Consider the following 18,359-nt stretch of genomic DNA (forward strand, 5'->3'; position numbering starts at 1 on the left):
GCTCAGTGAACGAGCGGCGCAGCAGAGCGCCGCAACGTCAGTACAGCGCCTCGCCGTCCGAGGAGATGACGTGTCGAGACCCGAATTCGAGGTCCCGCAGCTGTGGCTCGATCTTCTGCAGATCTCCGGTGACGATCCACACCATGCGTTCGGGAGTCAGCATCGAGGCCAGAGTGGCATTCACCCGCTCGACGTTCAGCGCCGCGAGACGCTCCGGATACGCGCTCCAGTATTCCGGCGTGCGTTCCTTGCGAATCAGATACTCGATGGCGTTCTGCAAACCGCCGAGGCTGCCGATGCCGGTGCCGAAACGCAGCATCTCGGTACGTGCCACGCGCGCGAACTCTTCCTGACTCACCGGTCGTGCGCCAACGATGTCGCGCAGCTCGCGTTGAATCTCCATCACGCTCAGCGCAGTCTTGTCGATCTGCACCGGCGCACTCACATGGAACGGCCGCGGTCCCAGCATCGCGCTGAAGGAGGAGCGCACACCGTAAGTCCAGTTCTTGTCCTCGCGCAGATTGATATTCAGACGCGAGCCGAACTCACCGCCCAGCACCATGTGGGCAATCTTCACCGGCAAGGAAACGTCGTCTTCCATGAACGGCAGCACCGTCGCGGCCCGGATGATGGCTTGCGGCGTATCCGGCTTGTCGATGAGATACAGCGACGATGCGAGCGGCGCAGCGGCTGCCGGCACGGGCGGCGATGCACGCCACTCCGACGAGCGCCACTGCCCCAGACAACGTTCCAGCTTGGGCTTGATCTCCGACATCGTCGTGTCACCGACGACCAGCAGCACCGCGCCTTCCGTCCGGAACCAGCGCGAGTAGCAACGCTGCACCGAATCGCGATCGAGTCGAGATACATGCGATGCCACTCCGAAACCCGACATCGGCCGGCGATACGGATGGCCGCGCTCGAACAGCAGTCCTGGCTGTACGCGAGAGCCCGCCGATTCAGGCGTGGCCGCTTCCTGCGCGATCACCTCCAGGATTCGCTCCCGTTCCCGGACCAGGTGACTCTCGGCGAAGTGCGGACGCAGAATCAGATCGCCCAGCAACTCCAGCGCAGGGTCCAGCTGCCCCTTCAAGGTCGACATCCCGATCCCGGAGGCTTCGAAGTTGGTGTTGACCGAAATCTGTGCACCGATGCGACGACGTGCCTCGGAGAACTCGAAGGCATCGCGCAAGCCCGAGCCCTGCGTCATGAGTGCGGCCGTCAACCGCATCGAGCCCAGCGCATCGGCCGGATCGTCGACCAAGCCGTCCTTCAACATCACACCGATATTGACCAGCGGCAATTCATGGCGCTCCGCCAGCACGATCCGGATGCCGTTCGACAGCGTCTCGTGCTGAAGCTCGGGAAGCGTGACGCGGGCACGCGTGCCGATCGCGGGAATGCTGGAGCGATCGATTTCCTTGCCGGTCGCGCGCAACGTCGGGAACGGCACGACCTGCAGGACATACAAACCATCGGACAGCCAGCGTTGCGCCGCGTCTCGAATCGATTCGCAGGTCGCCTCGCGCACCCACTGCAGACCGAGCCGATACAGATCCGGCCGCTGTACGCGCACTTCATTGCTCGCCAGCATGGCGGCGATATTTGAAACACTGTCCAGCCCGCGGATGAAGTTCGACAGCTCTTGCGTGCGCACGCGCTCCAGTTCATCGGCTGTCGGCCCTTCGATCAGGAAACGTTCCAGCTCCTCGCGGATCGCCTGCTCCACGGCTTCCAGCGCCACGCCGCCCTTCACGGTGGCGGTGATGGAAAACTGTCCCGCGATCGTGCTGGCCGACACGCCAGCTTTGATACCGGAGACGAGCCCCAGCTCATGAACCAGACGTCGGTGCAACCGCGAGGACGTGCCGCTGCTCAGGACCTGCGCCGCCAGATCCAGCAACGTCACATCGAGCTCACCGGTCTGCGGCGTGTTCCAGACCATATACACGCGCGCCTGCGAAACGCGATCTTCGAGTGTCTCCCGCTTCACGCCCGTCATCTTGGCGATCCAAGCTCGGGATCTCAGCAGCGGCGGTCCCGGCGGGATGGCGCCGAAATATTCGTTGGCCTTGTGCCTGGCCGTCTCGGCATCGATGTCACCCGCCAGCACCAGCACCGCGTTCGACGGGCCGTAGTAAGTCTTGAACCACGCCTTCACGTCATCCAGCGTTGCCGACTGGATGTCTTCCATCGAGCCGATGGTGGTGTGTGCGTACGGATGGCCGAGAGGATACGTGCCGCGCACGATGCAATCGTGCACCAGGCCGTACGGCCCACCCTCGGTCTGACGCTTTTCGTTCTGAACCACGCCACGCTGAACATCCAGCGTCTGCTGACTGATGGTTTCGTAGAAATGTCCCATGCGATCCGATTCGGCGAACAGCGCGTAGTCGAGCGCTTCGGTCGGCACGGTCTGGTAATAGTTGGTGCGGTCGCGATTGGTGGTGCCGTTGAGATGGGTGGCACCGGCGCCGAGCATGTTGCTCAGGTACAAGCCGGGAAAATGCTTGCTGCCGCCGAACATCAAATGTTCGAATAGATGCGCGAAACCGGTCTTGCCGGCGGGCTCTTCCTTGGCGCCGACGCGATACCACACCGCAACGGTCACCGTCGGGGCGCGACGATTCTCGTGCACGATGACGGTGAGGCCGTTGTCGAGCTGAAACTTCTCGTAGGGAATGATCACGTCGTCGGCGACCACACCGGCGGCTCCGGCGGGCGCCGTGCCTGCTTCATTCGATTCGGGAGCCAGCTCGGGCGACAGGGAATTGCGTGGGGTCACTGACTTTCTCTCTTCCGAAACGTCAACCGTAAGCGCTGCGCCGCCGGTGCGCTTCCCCCCAAAGCAGGAATCAGCCCGGGTTGTCCGGACGCATGCCGCGCGGCCGCTGCGGGCGATTCATGCCCTGACGCTGCAAGCTGGTCTGCCAGGTCTGGATCTCGCTGATCTGCCGGTGTTGTTCGGAGCTGAGGATGGACGTGGCCCGGGCCAGCACGCGGCGATTGAATTGCTCGCGCCACTCCAGGTTGGTCTCGCGTGCCTTGGGATCGTCCCAATTCCACTTCGGCTGCGGGAAAGCCGCCTTTTCCTCGGTCATCGCGGCGATCATCTGCTCTTCCTGCTGATCGCTCAGCGCCAGTCCGAACGCATCGAGTTGCTCGGACAGCTGCTGGACCTGCATGCGCTCGCCCAACGTGGCCTGATAGTCGCTCAGCTTCTGCGCGGTGTTCGCACCGAGCACCGACGCGACCTGTGCCTGCGTCTGCGTCTGCGCGTCGCGCTGGACCGACTCCATCGCCTCGCGATCCATGCGGCCCTGACCCGAGCTGCGCGCCTGCCGGATTGCTTCGAACTCACGCTCCTGCTGGTCGGCCAGCGCGTTGAGCAGCGCTTCGGCCTCGGAGTCCTTCAGGCCGAGTTGTTTGATCAGATCGGCGTAGGCCCGCTTGTTCCCTACTTTGTTCATCAACCGCATCATTTCGCGGCCCTGAGTCGTGGCGTAGGGATTCATGCGCTCGCGACGCATGCCCCGGGCCTCGGGCGCCTCGGTTGGAAATTCCTGCGCCCCGGACTCGGTGACTCGCGCCCCGGGCAGCACGGTTGCGAGCGCGTTGGGGCCAGCAGTTTCGGTCGAGGTGTCTTCGATGGGCTCGTGCGCCGGAACGACCGGCACTGCCGTCCGGGCCGTCTCCAGCGCCGCTTCCGCGAGCGCGACCCTCTGGCGCTCGCCTTCGAGCTGGCGCCACAGATAAACGGACGTTCCCGCCAGGGCAATGGACGTCGCCGTCAATGCGACCGTGAGGGTTTTCATTGGAGCGTAACGAGCGGCTGTGCCAAAGACCGCAATTGTAGCGGGTAAAGAAGGAGCGCGCCGCACACCCACGGCGCGCTCCAGGATTGTCGATGAACACCGATGAACACCGACAACTCTCGCAGGAACGGTCAGGTCGCTCGACTCGTTTGGAATGCAGAACGAGCAGGACTCGCGCGATCCGCAATGTCGCGCTAGGAAACAGCCGCCCGATACTTCACCGCCAGATCCGCGGTGGCGACCAATCGACTGTTCGCCCAGCACAGATCGCGCACGGCATCCAGATACAACCCGGCAGCCGACACGCCCTCGCCTCGCCCCGAACAAATGGCGTCGAAGTGCCGGCGCGCGACCTGACGTTCGATCTGTCTGAAATTCTCACTGTCCTTGAGCAACTGCCGGGCGGCCTTCACGTCCGTGTACATGAACACGACGATGGACAGCTGCAAATGCTCCCGCAACGAATCGTAGAGCTGCTCGATCACCGACAGCTCGTCTTCCGACAGGCTCACCTGGCGCTTGATACGTTTGCTGGCCCGCTTCATCAGCAGTTGACCGAGCACGTCGCCGATGTGCTCCAGATTCACAGCAAAGGTGAGGATGGTCTGCGCTCGCAGGCGTTCGCGTTGTGACAAAGGCTGGCCGCCGACGCCGGCGAGATAGCGCTGGATGCTCTCGTGCAGCGAGTCCAGCGTGTCGTCCAGGGCTCGCACATCGGTGATTCGATCGCGGTCGTTGCTGGCAAAGATACCGCGCGAACGATCCAGCATCTCCACGACGATATCGGCCATGCGCAGCGCCTCGCGCTCCGCCTTGGTCAACGCCACGGTCGCAGGCTCCGCATCGCGACCGTGCAAATATCTCGGCAACGTCGGATCGTCGGCACGCACCCGCTCCGGAAACATCCTCGTGAGCTGACGCGCGATGACGGGCACCACCGGCAGGAACAGCAGCGCCACGGCCAGATTGAAGATCGTATGGAAGTTGAATACGACCCGCTGCGTGCTGCCGCCGAGCGAGTCGATCCATAGATCGGAGAACATCAGTGCCGGCCAGGCCAGCGCGCAACCGATGAGCCGCGTCAGGATATTTGCGGACGCGAGTCGCAAGGCGTCGATCTGAGCGGACCGGCTGTACAGCAGCGGATTGAGCGCCGTGCCCAGGTTCGCACCGAGCACCATCGCGAGCGCCGCCTGACTCGACAGCTCATCCACCTGCGCCAGCGACACGATCAGCAGAATGGCTGCGATGCTCGAATGAGACAGCCAGGCAAACGCAGCACTCGCCAGCAACGCGGCCGCCGGCTCGCTGCTCATGGAATGCATGACCAGCTGAAACGTGGGCGACTGCGACATCGGCGCCAGCGCCGCCGACAATCCATGGACCGAGAACAAGCCGATGCCGAGCGCGATGAGCACGCGCCCGAGATCACGGGTCGAGGCAAGCTTCCCTTGGCGGAAGATCACGAAGCCGGCCAGCGCGAACAGCGGTGCGATCTCGATGGACAGGAAAGAGAACGATTGCGCGATGAACGTCGTGCCGACATTGGCACCGAGCGCCGCCGCGATGCCGACACCGAGCGGGATCAGGCCCTGCGAGGTCCACGACGCCAGCGCCAGGATGGCGGTCGTGCTGCTTTGAAGAACCGTCGTGGCTGCCGCGCCCACCGCGAAACTGCGCAGCGCCCGATCGTTGCCACGATTCATGAGGCGACGGATCTGCGCACCCCAGGACCGATCGACACTGCGCTGGAGCATTTGCAGGCTCCAGAGCAGCAGACAGACGTGGCCGACCAATGTCAGCAGCGCATGGATCATCCAACCAGTTTAGAGATACACGCCGCTGACTGTATCCATCGAAAGCAGGAATCAGAACCGGCGCCGCAAGCAGCCGCAAAGCGCCCGGCGGGCGCTCAGCGAATGACGGTGACGAACCCGTAGCGATGCAGCTCGATGGGCTGCGAATCGGTCAGCGCCGCCAGCCAGTCGTCGATGTGAGCCAGATCGATCACCGCGTTCACGCGACGCGAACCGACGGCGTCGTTGGTGACGACGAACATGCCCGGGTGATACCGGTCGAGCTCGCTGATGACTTGCGACAACGGCTGGTCTTCGATGATGAGCCGGCCGCGACGCCAGGCCAGTTGCGAGTGCGAGTCGATGGCTTGCGCTTCGCGCAGCACCGCGCCGTTGAAGCGCACCTGCTGATTGGGCGTCAGCACGACGAAATCGACGCCCGCGCGAACTTCGACACGGCCGCGCTCGACCGTGACGAGCAATTGATCGCCGTCCTTGCGCACCGAGAACGCAGTGCCGAGCACGCGCACCTCGCCCTCGCCCGCTCTGACGATGAAAGGCAGGTCGGGATTGTGAGCAACGTCGAAGAAGGCTTCGCCACGCGCCAGCACGACGCGACGCTCGAGCGCGCTGTACTGTACGTCGATGGCCGTGTCGGTGTTGAGCGTGACGGTCGAGTTGTCCGCCAGCTTGATCTGCTCCTGCCGGCCGGTCGCGGTGACGTAGTCGTGACGCCAGTCGTGCAGCGATTGGTAAGCGACACCCGCGCCCAGCAGCAGCGATGCCGCCAGGGCGAAATAGCGAAACATGCTGGAGCGGCGCGACGGCGCTTCGACCGCCTTCTTGGCAACGGGAGCAGCGGGCGGGGCTTCTTCCTGAGGCTCGACCAGCACGCCTTCGAGCGACGCCCAGAGCTGGCGCGCATTACGCAATGCTGCCCGATGCTCGGGGCTTTGATTCGACCAGCGTTCGAACTGTGCTCTTTCGGCAGCATTCGCCTCACCGGAAGTGAGACGTACCAGCCAGCGAATCGCCTCTTCTTCCAGGGGCGAAACCGCGGGCTCCGGTAGATCGTCGAACTCGTCGTCCTTGTGATTGGAGGGCATGCTCCTGAAACGAGCGACACGCTCCCCCACCGCAATGAAAGTGGAGCGATATTAGCGCGTTAGTGGGTCTGTTGCAGCAACCGGGTCCGGCAGTGCAAGAGCGCCCGTACCATGTATTTTTCCACCAGACTGACCGACACGCCGAGCCTGGTGGCGATCTCGGCGTGAGTCATTCCCTCGACACGGCTCAAGAACAGCACTTCCCGGCATTTCGGCGGCAGCTCGGTCAAAGCCGACTCGATGACGCGCATCTGGTCACCATTGATCACGCTTTGCGCCGGATCGCTCTCCACCCCTTCGAACAACATCGCCAGCCCCGACAGGATCTCGGCGCGCCGACCCTCCACCCGGAAGTGATCGGTGGCGGCATTGGTCGCCATACGCAACAGGTAACGCCGTGCCTCTTCTTCGTTCGGCAACTCCGCGGCCACCCGCTGCACGCGGAAATACATGTCCTGTGCCAGATCGGCCGCGGTCTGCGGACAGCCGACACGGCTGGCCAGAATCCGCTCGATCTGGGCGCGTAGTCCGATGAATACATCCATCAGCTCGCCATGGCTCAACGCCGTCATCACTGATGCTCCCACCAATCTCGACAAGCCAGTTTGCACGCGGAACATTACAACTGTGTGAGCGCTGCAACAGCGGTGCCGCTACAACGTCGAATCACAGCAGATCCCTACTTTGGTCGGGATCGACGCTTCCTTCGGGGATTTTTTGGCGGATGTTGTGCGGGTCCCCCTGCGGCTGAACGTTTTATGACCGTGACCGAACCACCAAGGTGGTGCGTGGAGCCAGGTCCGTTGGCCGGTGCTGGTGCAAATGGAACGTCGCCGATTCCGCTCGGCGACGTCAAGAGCAACAGCGATCAGTTGTGCGCCACTTTGCGCAGGAAGAACTCTACGGGAACGACCAGTTCGAGCCGCTCGCCCTCGACTTCAGCGGGCGGCGGCGGCAACGGTGACGAACGTTCGATCAACGCCGACACTTCCTGATCGAGCAGCGCGTAACCACGGCTGCGTTCGATCGCGAACTCCAGGACCTTGCCGACGCGGTCCATGGCGAATCTCACATAAATCACATCCTCCTGACGGCGCCGCTGCGCCTGGCCCGGATAACGTTTGTTACGTTCCAGGTGCGCGAGCAAGGTGCTCTCCCAGGTGCGTTCGGCATTCTGGGCCACCGCATCGGTCGCGCCTTCGGTCGGCGCGGCCGGATTGTCCTTGGTCGGGGAGGTGAAGGTCGGTAACGACGCGGTCATCTCGGCGGGATCCGCCTCGCTGACTTCCTCCTCGTCCTTGGGTTCTTCCTTGGCGACGGCGAATTCCGGTGGCACCTCGGTCTTTACTTCCGGCGGCTGCTCGAACTTCGGTTCTTCACGCAACGGTTCGGGCTTGGGCTGCGGCCGCGCTTCGACCTGTGGCGGCCCGGGCGGAATCTCGGTCGGCGGGATCGGCGGTGCCGCCGGCTCGGGCGCGAGCTCGACCACCATCGCAGCCTGATCGGGCTGCGCCTGGGCGAAGTTGAGCTCGAGCATGAAGCCCGCCACGATCGCCACGTGACCGGCGCCGACCAGCAGCACGCTGCCGCTCCAGCGGTTGAAATCCTTGCGTCGATCGAATTCCAGCATCATGGCGCGGTTCCCGCCTGACCTTGCATGCCCACCAGCGCGACCTTGGTGAAGCCCGCCTCGCGCAAGCCGTTCATGACGTTCATCAGCTCACCATAAGGCACGGTGCGGTCGGCCCGCAGAAAGATGCGGCGCTCGGCGCTGCCACCGGTGATCGCTTTCAGTTCCAGACCGAGCGACGGCCGCGCGATCGGCTTCTCGTTCACGCTGAGCGACAGGTCCGCCTGCACGCTCAGATACACCGGCTCATCCTGCTTCGGCTGCGGCTGCGCCGTCGACACCGGCAGATCCAACGGCACATCGACGGTGGCCAGCGGCGCGGCCACCATGAAGATGATCAACAGCACCAGCATCACGTCGATGAAGGGCGTGACGTTGATCTCGTGATTGACCGACAGCTCGCCATTGCCCTTCGTCAGTTTGAAGGCCATGGCGTTATCTCACCGCGGCCACATGACGCCTCGGCTCGCCTTCCTGGGCGTTCGCGCGGCGATCCACTTCACGGCTGACGGCACAGCTTATATAAGTTGCCGCGTCGACCAGCAGCGCGCGATACGCCGTGATCGTCTTGGCGAAAACGTTGAAGAACAACACCGCCGGAATCGCCGCGACCAGGCCGATCGCCGTGGCCAGCAACGCTTCGGCGATACCGGGCGCGACCACCACCAGGCTGGTCGTCTTCGCCTCGGAAATGCCGATGAAGCTGTTCATGATGCCCCACACCGTGCCGAACAGACCGACGAACGGCGCGATCGAACCGATGGTGGCGAGAATGCCGGTGCCATTACTGACCTTGGCGCCCGCCGCCGCTTCGATACGCTCGAGTCGAGCCGCGACGCGCTCGGTCACGCTCGAAGTCGCGAGCTGCGGGCCGCTCACCAGCGCCAGCTCCTTGTGAGCGGCGGTCACCATCACGCCCACGATCGGATCGCGGGTCTCGCCATCGGCCGGCAGGTTCGGCGAACCGTTCAGATCCACCAGCGACTGCCGCAGGGTCTTGCGCAGCTTGCGCAGCTCGAGGGTCTTGGCGACCCAGATGGTCCAGGTGACGAACGAGGCGATCAGCAGGATCAGGATGACGGATTTGACGATGCCGTCGGCCTGTCGATACATCGACCAGGGGGACAGGCCATGCGGCAAGGCGTTGAACGAAACGCTGGCCTCGGCGGCCATGGCAGCTTGACTGAATGCAAGCGCAAGAACCGTTGCCAGTACGCCGGCCGCCACAGGCCGCGCGACGGCGCGCATCTGTCGATGGAATCTCAACTCTGACCCCTCCGCAAAAACTGCTGAACCCCTGTCATGCAAAACGACTGAGGGGGCGGGAGTCCGCATCTTTGTGCGTTGGTTCACCGCCCCCTCACGCGCAATTCGATCCTCCTCGCAGCGGGTAACCCTCAGCTACCCGCCGAAAGGATGAAACGTGCTTAGCGTGGAGCGCCGAACGCCCAGCGCAATCCCACCGAGAACGCGTGGCTGTTCAGGTCACCCTTGAAACTGCCGAGCTGCGGTAGGCCGGCGCCGACGAGGCGATTCGACTCGGGAATGTTGTAAGGCGGGTCGTTCGAAAGCTCGCGGGGATAGTAGTCCGTCAGGTTCGCGGCCTTCACATCCAGCTGGTCGCGAATGTATTTGTAGCTCGCATCGATGGTCGCCCGATCGGTGACGCGCCAGCTCATGCCAAGCTGCAGCTGATAGGTGAAGCCCCAGTTCGCCCCGCCGCCTACCGCATGCTCGCCGGGCGCGACCGGCGCCCAGTTCGGCAGTGCACTGCCATAGGTGGTCTGATACCAGTTGCGATAGACCTCGTCGGTATAGCCATCTAAACGCCCCCTGAAACCCACCTCGGCACGCGTGGCGCCGATGCCGAGCCCCACATACGGCCGGAAGCGATTGCTCGCGGCACCGAAGTCGCGAATCGCATTGGCCATGAAGCTCCAGTACGAGCCTTCGCCCTGCGGTTCATAACAATTGGTGAAGCGATCCTGCGGCGTGCCGATGAATTCCGGCGCATGGCTCAGGCTGCACAGACCGTAGGGCACGGTCTGATTGCCACCGATCCTGCCGAAGCCATGTTGACGAAAGCCGACCTCGCCTTCGGTGCGCCAGTGATCGTTCAAGCGATAGCCCAGGCGCGCGGCGAATGCCTCCGCCTGCGTCGTCTCGAACTTCCATTTCACCGGCTGCCCCGACACGCCCGCGCCGGTCGATTCCGCCTTCCAGTCCTCGGGCTGCTGTTGACCGAAATCGAGCGCGCCGTACCAGTCCCCCGGATCGCCGAATGGTGCCAGCCCCGTGGTCGGGCTCGGCGTGTAACCGCTGCGATCACCGCCGTCGCGCCAGGTCACTTTCAATAGCGCCGTGCGGGGATTGCCGATGTGATTCACGACGCTGCTGACGGTCGAGTAGTACTCGGTATCCGCGACGTTCTCGATCAGCAGCGACACCTTGACGTTGTCGCTCACGTTGTAGCTGGCACCCACGTCCCAGATCATCGTGGCGTCCTCCTCGTACGCGAAGGGTTCTTCAAAGACCAGCTCGTAGGTGACTGGATCGTATTCCGTGTGCGTGCCCTGCTCGAATATGCGCCCCGTATAGATCGCACCGACGTTCACCGACAGCGATGGCAGCCAGGGCACATCCCAATTCATGAACAGCTTGCCCAGCTTTTCCGGAGAGCGAGTGTCGAGGATCACATCGCTGGGCTTGTTCACGGTGCGATTGTCCGTATAGCTCAACGCCACATCGAGCTGCCCGAACAGGCGACCGGTCGCTTCGAGCTCATAGCCGGTGCTCTCGACACTGATGCCGCCACTGTAATAACAAGACGAAGTGGGCAAAGGGCCGCACTGCCCGCGCGTTCCCGGAATCGCCTGCGCGACATGATCCTGCTGGAGCCGATAATTCGACGCCGTCAGCAACCAGTCGGCGACACCGTACTTCACGCCGTATTCCAGGTTCTTGTAAGTCGTGGCGGGCAGTCGTTCGTTGCCGGGCGCGTAAACCTCTCGCGGCGGGTCCGAGCCTTCGCTGTAGCTGCCGTACATCGTCACATCCCGTAACGGCTTGAAGGCCGCGGCGTAGCTCGGCCGCCATTCGGGCGCGCGATCGCCGAGGCCGTCATTGATCTCGTCGTTCTGGATCTGGAACGGCTCGCCGTCGGCGCGCCGGCGCACCACTCGGGCACCGGAGGTCTGGTAGCCCTGCCGACGCGCGGACAGCGTCACTGAGGCGCGGTCGTGCCACGAAATCGTATCGGAGACCGCCAGGCCCCACTGCGAGGTCGTGTTTCGATAGTCGTCGTCGAAGGAGAAGGTGCCGCCGAAGTAGTACGCCGGCTTGGGCAAATAACGGACGTTCATGAAATCCGCCAGCGAATACACCGCCGGCCAGTTGGGATCGTACCGGTCCAGCTCGGCGTCGGCGCCGCTCGCCTGGTTGAAGTCGCCGGCGACATAAACGTTGTGGGTCAGAGCCCAGGTATCGAACTTGCCGGTGACCCGGAAGTCGGTGCTCAGATTGTCCCCGGTGTAGAAATTCTCGCGCGCCAGGATGGTCGTCGGAACCGGCCGGCACACGCCTTGATAACAAACTCGAAAGGCCTCGTCGGTGTTCGACATGATATTCACCGTGCCGTTGACCGCCGTGTCCAGGCTGCGCTTGTCCTGATTCGAATAGTTCAGGCCGATGTCGAAATTCCAGTTGTCCAGCAGCCGCACGTAGAAGTGGCTGAACAACTCCGTGGTCTTGGTATCGAGGAAGGCCCACTCGGGGGTGTAGTTGAACCCGAACGGCGTGTGCAGATTGGCGCCCTCGAAGCTGCGATACGAGCCCTGATAGAGGCCGTCCTCGTCGATCTTCAGATACCGCGCGCCCAGCTCCAGACGGGCGCGATCGCCGAACGGAATATCGAAGATGCCGTAGAGCGAGGTGCGCTTGAGATGATCGTTGCCCCACGGATACTGCTGATCCTCGTGGGACACGCTGGTGAGAAACGCCACCGGCGTACCCAGCACGCTCGGCGTCGACCAATCGACCTGTGCTTGATACCGCTGGTCCGTGCCGGCCGTGAGATTCACATCCAAGGAAGGCGCGCCACCCGGACGCTTGCGCACCAGATTGATGGTACCGCCCGGCGAATTGACGCCGGCAAACACGCCGTTCGCACCACGCACCAGCTCGACGCGCTCGTAACCGTTGAGATCGAGCAGACCGTTGTTGATGATATCGAGATAACGTGGCGCGCCGCCGTCGATCTGAACTGTCGATACAGCGAAGCCGCGCGAGTAGATCGCGCCGCCGACACCGGAGGCTTCGCCCCCCGAGCTGGGCAGACGCTCGATCATGGACAGGCCCGGCATGCGTCGTATCGCTTCGTCGAAGTCCTGGATGTCCTGCGCTTCGAGCTGCGCCTGGGTCAGCACGGACACCGAACGCGGAATATCTTCGATCGGGGTGGGCGCCCCCGTACCTACTCCCGCCACGACGGCTCGCAGTCCCCGCTCCTCTTGATTCTGTCCACCGCGAATGCCGCCCAACTGCGCAACACCTTCGCCGCGCACGGGCTTCACTTGATCCGCGCCCTCGACGCGAACCGGCCCCAACTCGCGCGTTTGAGCGTTGGGTGCGCGGACCACCGAGGCAGTCGTCGGCGAGCTGAAGCGCGCGACCAGGCCGGTGCCCGTCAACAAACTCGTCAACGCATCCGAGCCGGAATATTCACCGGAGAGCCCGCCGCTCTGCATGCCTTTGACCAGCTCGCTCGAGTACACCAGCTGAATGCCGGAGATCTCGGAGAAGCGCGCGAGGGTCTCGCTGAGCGACCCGGCCTTGAGATCGAAACGAAAGCGTTGCGCCCTCGCCGTCTCCTGCGCCTGTACCTGTTGAGCTACCGCGCATACCGACAATGTCGTTGCAATCGCAAGCGCGAGCTTCGACAAACCCGTTCTGACCGCCTTCATCCAGCCTCCGGAATACGACGCCGCGGAACCGTCCTGCGGCTTGCGTGCGATGAATCAGTCATCGCGTGCCACAAGGACAGTCGAGGCAGTGCTATTCCAACTTCGAATCGATGAAAGAGAGATTGCGGTCAGCTCGCACCGTGCACGATAACCACGCCGGGCAGCCTGAGCAAACGCACGCCGGCGGCATTGGCCAGCGAGTCGAGACCGCCCTCGATGTCGGCGATCGCGACGCTGCCGCTCACGGTTCGATTGCCGGCCGTGTCGTCCAGCACCAGAATCTTGCCGGTTCGATAGCGCCCCAGTTCGCGCACCACGCTCAGCAGCGGCACTTCCTTGAACATGACGCGCCCCTCGCGCCAGGCCGCTTCGAAAGTCACATCGAAATCGTAGGCGGTGTCCGGATCGTCGCCGTCAAACCGGGCCGCACGGCCCGCGCCGAGCGTGGTCAAATCGTTTCCTGCGCTGACTTCGACCAATCCTTCGCTGACGGCGACCTTCAGTTCGTCGTCGCTGACATCCACCGAGAACGCCGTGCCGATGTCGCGAATCACCGCATCGCGCGCTTCGACGACGAATGGCGCTTCGTTCTCGGCGACGACGATGTGAACCCGCCCTCTCGCAACCCGCAGCGTGCGGCGCCCGTCGTGCTGCTCGAAATCGACGGCCGCGCCGCTGTCCAGCCAGAGCCGACTGCCGTCGGCGAGCGGTACTTCGTGCACTTCGCCGACCGGCGAAACGAGATCGTGAGGGTTGAATGCGCCGATGAATACGGCAATCACCAGACACGCCGCGGCCGCCAGACCCGCCGTGATCGCGATGGGTCGACGACGGGGCAACGATTGAATCAACGGCGCTTCGAGCGGCGCGATGCCCGACCACAGTCGACGCGCCTCATCGAACTCACGCCGATTCGCGGCATCCGCCGCCAGCCAGGCTTTCAGCGCACGCAAGTCCTCGGCGCTGGCCCGCTTCGAAGCGAGCACGGCGACCCAGTCGCTGGCGCTCCTGGGCTCCGCAGAGGTTTTGCCGCTCGGGGGATTACTCATGTCACAGTCATGACAGCCAACCCAACCGGATTCCAACCGTCAGCGCGGATTTTTTTCGCCCCGGCTCGCGCACAGCAGATGGTCGATCGCCTTGCGCAGGTGTTTGTCCACCGCCTGGCTGGAGATCCCGAGGCGCACGGCGATCTGCGTGTTGCTCAGCCCCTCGAAGCGGCTCCACGCCAGGACCTGCCGCGTGCGCTCCGGCAGTTCTTCCATCGCCGACCAGACCTGAGTCAATTCTTCTTCCGCCAGCGCATGACGCTCGGGCGTGGCCGAATCGAAGCTGCCCCACAGCAGCTCCATGGCCTCTTCATTCAGCTCGGCGTGGCGGCGCGCCTGCTCTTTGTGATTGGTGATGAGATTGGCGGCGATCCGGAACAGGAACGCCCGGGGATTGACCACCTGCGCCCAACTCACCCGCTCCAGCCGGACATAAATCTCCTGCCCGAGGTCCTCGGCGGTGGCGCGACAGCCGACACGGGCCGCGATGAATCTGATCAGACCAGATTCATTCTCGCGGAATGCCTCGCTCGCGTTTCGGCCTTCTGACATCACACCGCTCCCGGCTCGCTCCCACAGGAACGAGCCAGGACGGCCGGGTCCGCAAGCGCTCAGCGGGCGCCGGCATCGAAGTTCCAGCGCAAGGCCAGGGTGAGCGATCGATCCTTCAAGTCGGCTTCGAAGCGCTTCAGACCATACTCGATCGGTCCTGTGTCGCCCGCGGAGTCGCTGGCCATCGACCAGCTCGCGTCCGGCACATAGAAGTAGCGATAGCTCAAATCGGCGCTCAAACGATCGGCCAGGCGCAAGGACACACCGGCGATGGCTTGCAGCGCGGGTCGCACGATGTGCGTATCCGTTCCTGCAGTTACTTCATTGCCAGCGGCATCGTGCACCGGCAAGCGTCCGCCCATCTCCACCTGCGCCACCGCGACGCCGACGCCGGCACCGAGGAACGGCATGAAGCGTCGGTCGTTCCAGGGTTGATACAAGCCGTTCGCCATGAAGCTGAAAGTGTCGAACCGGCCGCCTTGCGGCTTGCAAGCAGGAAACGCCGGCGCATCCCAGGCATTCGCGCAAATCGTGACCTCGTTCGTACCGGCTGTATGGATGCCATCGATGTCGATGGCGCGATAGCCGCCCTCCACTTCGATGCGCCAGCGATCCTGCACGTGACGACCGACGCGCCAGAACGTGGCGAAGTTCTCGCCCAGCTGCCAATCCCACTTCGCCGGCTTCGGTGAGCGGGCCTCGATCCTCGAGCCGTCGCGATAACCGAAGTCCAGCGCCGTGTACCAGCGGCTCGGATCGCCGAACGGGAAATGCCCGTTCATCGACGCGCGGCCGCCGCCACGACGCATCGTCGGATCCAGCCACTTGAACTGCAAAGAAACATTACGCGGATTGCCGTACAAACCGATCCTCGGGTCCGCAATGATCAGATAGGACTCATCCGTGATGTTCTCCGCCAGCAGCGCGAACTCCAGCGACGGCGAATATGCATATCGCACGCCCAGATCGAACAGATGATAACCCTTGGTCACGAAGTCGTACTGCTGCCAGCCCTGTTGCACGCCGTTGTTGTCGAGGACCGGCAGGTATCCGGCGAGATAGACGTCGCTGCGATACGAGTAGGCGGCGGTGAGCCGCACTGCCGGCCACGCCGGCGGCGTCCAGGCGATGGCCAGCTTGCCGGTCTCTTCGGGCGATTGGGAAAACACCGGCTCGTCGGTCGACGTGCTCGTGCTCTCGCCGAAGGTGTAGCTCAGCGAAACATTCAGCTGATCGAACAGCAGTCCGGACAGCTCGAACTCGTAGCCGCTGGATTCCACGTCGGAACCGCTCTCGTAATAACACTGCCCCATGCCGGTCGGACCGCAGGTCGTCACTCCCGGCATCCACTTGCCGACATTGGTATTGTCCGCGGTGTAGTAATTGGCGCTGGCCATCCATTGCGGCGTGGTATAGCGAACCATCAATTCCTTGTTCTGATACGTGGCCGGCCCCAGGCGCTCGCCGTTCAGGCCGTAGTAGAAAGATTGATCCGTGGTCCCTTCGGCATAGCTGGGCGCGATGCTCCAGCCGCGCCACGGCTTGAACACCATGGCATACGTCGGAGTTGCATCCGGCCTGGTCTGATACTTCTCGGCGCGGGTCGGGGACACATAGTCGCCGCCGTCGGGGAAGTAATTCACCCAGCGCGAGCCATGGATGAAGCGATACGAATCCGAGTTCATATAGCCCAGCGCCACGCGCAGGTCGATCTTGTCGCGCCAGCTGATCAGATCCTCGATCGAGCCCTGCACCCGACGCTCGGAAGTGCGGTCCAGGACTCGAGCCGATTTCACCAGCGTGAAATCGTCGACGAACAGCGCGTCCAGCGACGGCACCGGCGTGCCACCGTAGCTGTTCGCCCAGCCGGAGCTGAGGTGCGAGGAGTCGGAGTCGTAGTAGCCGGCCTGCGCGAACAGGTTGTGGGTCAGGCCCCAGGTCTGGAATTTACCGGCGACGCGGATGTCGCCGCTCAACAGCTCGATCTCATCGTCGTAGGCCATGGGATCGCTGTAGACCGTCGGGTTGCCGGTGGTCTGGCCGTTACTCAGCCAGGTGTTGTTGGCGATGGCGTCGATGACTGACACGGACTTGTCCACCACGGTGCGACTGACGCCCACGTTGAGCGTCCAGTCCGCCGAGAAATCGGTCTTGATGCGCGAGAACACTTCGGTCTCTTCGTAGTCCGAGTAGCCCCACTTCGGCCCGAAGTTGGTGCTGCGAGGAACCTCGAGCAACGGACCATCCGCATATCGATACACGCCGAGGTAGGGGCTGTCGGTCTTCGAGTTGCTGTAGCTCATGCCAAACTCGGCCCGCGAGCTGGCCGACAAGGGAACGTCGAAAATGCCGTAAGCCGTGCCGTTCTCGCGCTGGAACTTGTCGTAGAAGGCTTTGCTGGTCTGCAGATCGAGCACGCCGCGGAACGCGATGTTCGAATCGGCGATGTTCGCCACTGTGACGTCGTACATGCCCTGCCAACGATTCCAGCTGCCTGCGGTCAGCGTGAGCGAGTCCGACGATTCCGCCGTGGGCCGCTTGCGAATCAGATTGAGCGTGCCGCCGAGGGAGTTGTTGCCCACATAGGCCGCGTTCACGCCGCGTACCAGCTCGACACGTTCGTAGGCGGCCATGTTGATGGTATTGCCCATCTCCGGCCCGGACGAGCCTGAAGCCTTGAGAAAATCATTGATGTTCTGCGGCGTGCCGCCATCCACCTGAAAGCTCTGGATCTGTTGACCGCGTGCATAAATGCCGCCGGAGACCGCGACACCGGGCAAGCGATTCAGCGCCTCGCCCAGATCGTTCACGCCCTGATCTTCCATCTGCTCGCGGGTCAGCACCGACACGGCGCGCGCGTTGTCTTCGATGGGAATGGGACGGCCCGAGCCGACCGTGGAAACATTGGGCCGGTAGCCGACGGTTTCATCTTCCTGATGACCTCGCACGCCGCCCAGCGTCGAGATGCCTTCGCCAATGCGCGGCGGTCCCTCCTGCGTCTGCGCTCCTTCGACGCGCACCGGCCCGAGCGTTCTCTGACTGCCCGCCGCTTGAATGACGGCCGTGCGCGCATCCGTGAAGCGGGCCACGAGCCCTGTATCGACGAGCATCTCCAGCAACGCCTGACGAGGTTCAAACGTACCGACCAGCGCCCGCGACTGCTTGTTGTCGGCGAGCCGAGCTTCGTAAACCAATTGGAAGCCGGTGGTTTCGCCAAATTTGCTCAAGGCCCGCGCCAGCGGTTGAGCGGGAATGTCGAACGACAACTGAGCTCGCGATGTTTGCTCGGTGCGGTTCTGTTGCGCCTGAACGTTGCACGTGGCGAGCGTAATCGCCACCGCGGTGGCGAGTGCCGCCGATCGCGGCGAAAATCGATACCTGGACATGGAACTCCCCGTCTGCTCGTGTCGCTGCCGGATGCACGCTGCATCCCTCTGCAGGTATTACGAG

12 protein-coding genes are annotated in these 18,359 nt (G+C 63.4%); all 12 read right to left on the reverse strand.

The window, feature by feature from the left end; genetic code table 11:
- Positions 1–37: 37 nt before the first annotated feature.
- The gene (locus EKO19_RS19015; RefSeq protein WP_129778022.1) at positions 38–2,785 is read right to left on the reverse strand and encodes a M16 family metallopeptidase; all 2,748 of its coding nucleotides are present in this window, start codon (positions 2,783–2,785) and stop codon (positions 38–40) included.
- Between the two features lie 70 nt (positions 2,786–2,855).
- Positions 2,856–3,815 (reverse strand): hypothetical protein, encoded by a 960-nt coding sequence (locus EKO19_RS19020; RefSeq protein ID WP_129778023.1) that lies wholly within the window; start codon positions 3,813–3,815, stop codon positions 2,856–2,858.
- Between the two features lie 194 nt (positions 3,816–4,009).
- Positions 4,010–5,632 carry a Na/Pi cotransporter family protein gene (locus EKO19_RS19025; protein ID WP_129778024.1) on the reverse strand — a complete coding sequence of 541 codons (1,623 nt, stop codon included), beginning with the start codon at positions 5,630–5,632 and terminating at the stop codon, positions 4,010–4,012.
- Between the two features lie 95 nt (positions 5,633–5,727).
- On the reverse strand, positions 5,728–6,717 hold the full coding sequence (locus tag EKO19_RS19030; RefSeq protein ID WP_129778025.1) for a FecR family protein: 990 nt from the start codon (positions 6,715–6,717) through the stop codon (positions 5,728–5,730).
- Between the two features lie 59 nt (positions 6,718–6,776).
- Entirely contained in the window at positions 6,777–7,289 is a 513-nt protein-coding gene (locus tag EKO19_RS19035) for an RNA polymerase sigma factor (protein ID WP_157995331.1), read from the reverse strand.
- A 296-nt stretch (positions 7,290–7,585) separates the two neighbouring features.
- Entirely contained in the window at positions 7,586–8,350 is a 765-nt protein-coding gene (locus EKO19_RS19040) for a TonB family protein (protein WP_129778027.1), read from the reverse strand.
- A complete protein-coding gene (exbD, locus tag EKO19_RS19045; protein WP_129778028.1) occupies positions 8,347–8,778 on the reverse strand; it encodes a TonB system transport protein ExbD in 432 nt (143 codons plus the stop codon). The genes EKO19_RS19040 and exbD overlap by 4 nt, the downstream gene beginning before the upstream one ends.
- A gap of 4 nt (positions 8,779–8,782) precedes the next feature.
- A complete protein-coding gene (exbB, locus tag EKO19_RS19050; RefSeq protein WP_246038914.1) occupies positions 8,783–9,613 on the reverse strand; it encodes a tonB-system energizer ExbB in 831 nt (276 codons plus the stop codon).
- A gap of 161 nt (positions 9,614–9,774) precedes the next feature.
- Entirely contained in the window at positions 9,775–13,308 is a 3,534-nt protein-coding gene (locus EKO19_RS19055) for a TonB-dependent receptor domain-containing protein (protein WP_129778029.1), read from the reverse strand.
- 128 nt (positions 13,309–13,436) lie between these two features.
- Positions 13,437–14,357, reverse strand: coding sequence for a FecR family protein (locus EKO19_RS19060; RefSeq protein ID WP_129778030.1), 921 nt, complete (start codon positions 14,355–14,357; stop codon positions 13,437–13,439).
- Positions 14,358–14,396: 39 nt separating this feature from the next.
- A complete protein-coding gene (locus EKO19_RS19065) occupies positions 14,397–14,909 on the reverse strand; it encodes an RNA polymerase sigma factor (protein WP_129778031.1) in 513 nt (170 codons plus the stop codon).
- 59 nt (positions 14,910–14,968) lie between these two features.
- Complete coding sequence (locus EKO19_RS19070) at positions 14,969–18,295, reverse strand: TonB-dependent receptor plug domain-containing protein (protein WP_129778032.1); 3,327 nt, start codon at positions 18,293–18,295, stop codon at positions 14,969–14,971.
- Positions 18,296–18,359: the final 64 nt, after the last annotated feature.

The sequence above is a fragment of the Peristeroidobacter soli genome, from assembly GCF_004138485.1.
In the GTDB taxonomy this organism is placed as follows: Bacteria; Pseudomonadota; Gammaproteobacteria; order Steroidobacterales; family Steroidobacteraceae; genus Steroidobacter; species Steroidobacter soli.

Bases quoted from the DNA above. Each gene is read 5' to 3' on its own strand.
- exbD (WP_129778028.1), bottom strand. From the start codon at position 8,778: ATGGCCTTCAAACTGACGAAGGGCAATGGCGAGCTGTCGGTCAATCAC.
- EKO19_RS19040 (WP_129778027.1), bottom strand. From the start codon at position 8,350: ATGATGCTGGAATTCGATCGACGCAAGGATTTCAACCGCTGGAGCGGC.
- EKO19_RS19065 (WP_129778031.1), bottom strand. From the start codon at position 14,909: ATGTCAGAAGGCCGAAACGCGAGCGAGGCATTCCGCGAGAATGAATCT.
- EKO19_RS19030 (WP_129778025.1), bottom strand. From the start codon at position 6,717: ATGCCCTCCAATCACAAGGACGACGAGTTCGACGATCTACCGGAGCCC.
- EKO19_RS19070 (WP_129778032.1), bottom strand. From the start codon at position 18,295: ATGTCCAGGTATCGATTTTCGCCGCGATCGGCGGCACTCGCCACCGCG.
- EKO19_RS19035 (WP_157995331.1), bottom strand. From the start codon at position 7,289: ATGACGGCGTTGAGCCATGGCGAGCTGATGGATGTATTCATCGGACTA.
- EKO19_RS19055 (WP_129778029.1), bottom strand. From the start codon at position 13,308: ATGAAGGCGGTCAGAACGGGTTTGTCGAAGCTCGCGCTTGCGATTGCA.
- EKO19_RS19025 (WP_129778024.1), bottom strand. From the start codon at position 5,632: ATGATCCATGCGCTGCTGACATTGGTCGGCCACGTCTGTCTGCTGCTC.
- EKO19_RS19060 (WP_129778030.1), bottom strand. From the start codon at position 14,357: ATGAGTAATCCCCCGAGCGGCAAAACCTCTGCGGAGCCCAGGAGCGCC.
- EKO19_RS19020 (WP_129778023.1), bottom strand. From the start codon at position 3,815: ATGAAAACCCTCACGGTCGCATTGACGGCGACGTCCATTGCCCTGGCG.